This is a genomic window from Mixta sp. (assembly GCF_024610815.1).
In the GTDB taxonomy this organism is placed as follows: Bacteria; Pseudomonadota; Gammaproteobacteria; order Enterobacterales; family Enterobacteriaceae; genus Mixta; species Mixta calida.
Window position 1 is genome coordinate 1 of the sequence record NZ_JANION010000055.1, and the last position, 2,334, is coordinate 2,334.

The 2,334-nt window shown below is 49.1% G+C and carries 2 protein-coding genes; one reads left to right on the forward strand and one right to left on the reverse strand.

All coding sequences use genetic code 11. From position 1 onward, the window contains the following. The first annotated feature begins 336 nt into the window (after positions 1–336). On the forward strand, positions 337–582 hold the full coding sequence (locus MYY08_RS03280; RefSeq protein WP_190296767.1) for a biofilm development regulator YmgB/AriR family protein: 246 nt from the start codon (positions 337–339) through the stop codon (positions 580–582). 638 nt (positions 583–1,220) lie between these two features. Here MYY08_RS03280 and MYY08_RS03285 read toward each other — a convergent pair. Further along, the gene (locus MYY08_RS03285; RefSeq protein WP_190296766.1) at positions 1,221–2,096 is read right to left on the reverse strand and encodes a manganese catalase family protein; all 876 of its coding nucleotides are present in this window, start codon (positions 2,094–2,096) and stop codon (positions 1,221–1,223) included. Positions 2,097–2,334: the final 238 nt, after the last annotated feature.

Here is a 2,334-nt window from a genome sequence, read left to right on the forward strand (position 1 = left end):
ATCTTTAACATATTATTTATTTCAAATGAATTACTAAGCATGCTAGTTTTAAGGCCATTAATAAAAACAAAAGAAACTATTAGGCAGTTATATTCCATGAAACTGGTCACACCACACAAAAAACTCGATAAAAAAATGGAATAATCTTATTTTTCCTATATAACTTCTGCGGTGATGTTTAGTCACAAAGTAACGAATGGTGTTTTACACCGCCTCTGGAAACAAAGGGATTTCTGTTTTCAGAGGTTTTTTTTCTGTAATAAAAGTAAATGCAGGCATTACTGCTTTAACATTCTACCACCGTTTATTAGCAAATTGTTTCAATGGAGAGAAGCCGTGCATCAGGAACCCGGTATTGAAGTGCAGATTGCTAACTATTTTAAGCAGTCAGCGCCGCAGCAATTAAGTCAGGAGGAACTGCTGCGTACGCTGACCGATAATATCGCCCGCTCCAAAGAGACGCTGAAAGAAAAGGCGATCATCTCTGGCCTGCTGGAAAAGCTTGAAACGGAAAGCGACACCATTAAGCTGCAGGTCTATCGTCAGGCGCTGGAGGTATTATTGCGCAGAGATCTTCGCTGACGGCATACCTCTGTAGTCCGGTAACGTAAAACGCGCCCTGGTTTGAGATAATGTCGAACTGGCAATTTTTCCCGGTTCACAAGTCGGTAATATCTCTTGTCAGCAGTATTCTGTTTGCCAGAATTATCCGTGGTCGTTCCTGTTACCGGACCAGCTTTTTCTGAGTCAGCGGAAAGCAGCCCATTAACATCGTTCAGGTCATCGACTATGCGCACTCTGTTCTCGAAAGAGATATTAAGCCGCTTATTCCGTCACTTCGCTACTTTATCCCCTTTCGTTCTGGCTGTGCGTTTCCTTTAGCCATCAGTTAAATTCGCGCCTTTCGGCATCAGGTTTTTGGTTTGTTAAGATCAAGGTTAATCAGATTCATCGCGACTGAAGTATTAACGGCGATCCGCAGGCACTGCGTTACTGTTTATCAGAATGATGGCGGAAAAGAGTAATTCAGGGCATAAGGATGCAACGTTCCAGCCGCAAAGGTATGTCCTGCGTTGAATAATGCCAGAAGGCATGCGCGGAAAGCGGCCGCGCTGCGGCGGTAAGCCGCGCTAAATCACTTTGTTGATCGCAAAAAAAGGCCGCCCTCAGGCGGCCTTTGCATCCATTTTCAATATCCCGGGTCGTCAGTACAAACGGCCCTATTTCACTGCACCAGAAGGCGGCACGGTGCCGGTCGGCGGAACGGTGCCGGAGATCTGCTCATTCTGCGCGCCGGAACCCGGACGGGCTGGCCCCAGCAGCGGCTCATCGCCCAGAATTTCAGGCTTCTCTTTCGCCGTAAACTGGCCTTTGCCATCGTACGAGGGACCTTCGCTCCAGCGGCCTTTCGGCAACGGTTTATCCAGTGAGGTGTTGAGGCAGTAATAGGAATGCTCAGACGCTTCATGCTCCTGCGGGAAGCTGTTGGGGATCGGCAGAGAGGCGTTCAGACCGCCCATATCTTCAATCACCGCCAGCCACTGCTGCTGGTGCATAGTGTCACGCGCGATCAGGAAGGAGAGGAAATCCTTCATGCCCTTATCTTCGGTCATATTGTACAGGCGCGTAGCCAGCACGCGGCCTGTGGCTTCCGCCGTCACGTTAGCCAGCATATCCGCCGCCACGTTCCCTGATGCATAGATGTGGCTCATATCAAACGGCATGCCGTTCGCATTTACCGGCAGCGCGGCCAGTCCTGATGACAGGATATGACGCGGGTTCATGCCGCCCATAATGGCGTTGACCACCGGATCTTTTGCTGAAGCTTCCTGATAGGAAAGCGGCGCGCCCTCAAGGTTCAGCGCCACCGCATAGGCCAGCATTTCGATATGACCCAACTCTTCCGTTGCGGTTGACATTAACAGGTCACGGATACGTGCATCGCCGCGTGCGCCCATCGCCTGGAAAAAATATTGCATGGCGACGCGGATTTCGCCTTCGACCCCACCGATAGCCTGCTGAAGCAGCATTGCGAATTCTGGATCGGGTTTTTCTACACGTACCGGAAACTGCATTTTTGATGAGTGATGGAACATAAATCCTCCTCTCTCGCTTGATGGGTGGAAATGCCTGATCAAGCCTGGAAGGTGTTTATGCAGAAAGCAAATAAGGATAATAATTATTATCATTTGTTAGTGACCATTCTGGTCTGCCGCTCTCTTTTCTTCTGGCCTTAGCGCCCGCTATTTTCATGACGCTAACCGCTTTTTTAGCCGACGATAGCAGATTTTTCCGCTGTCAGGTTTGCTCGTCTTTGTTAAACCAATACCGAAA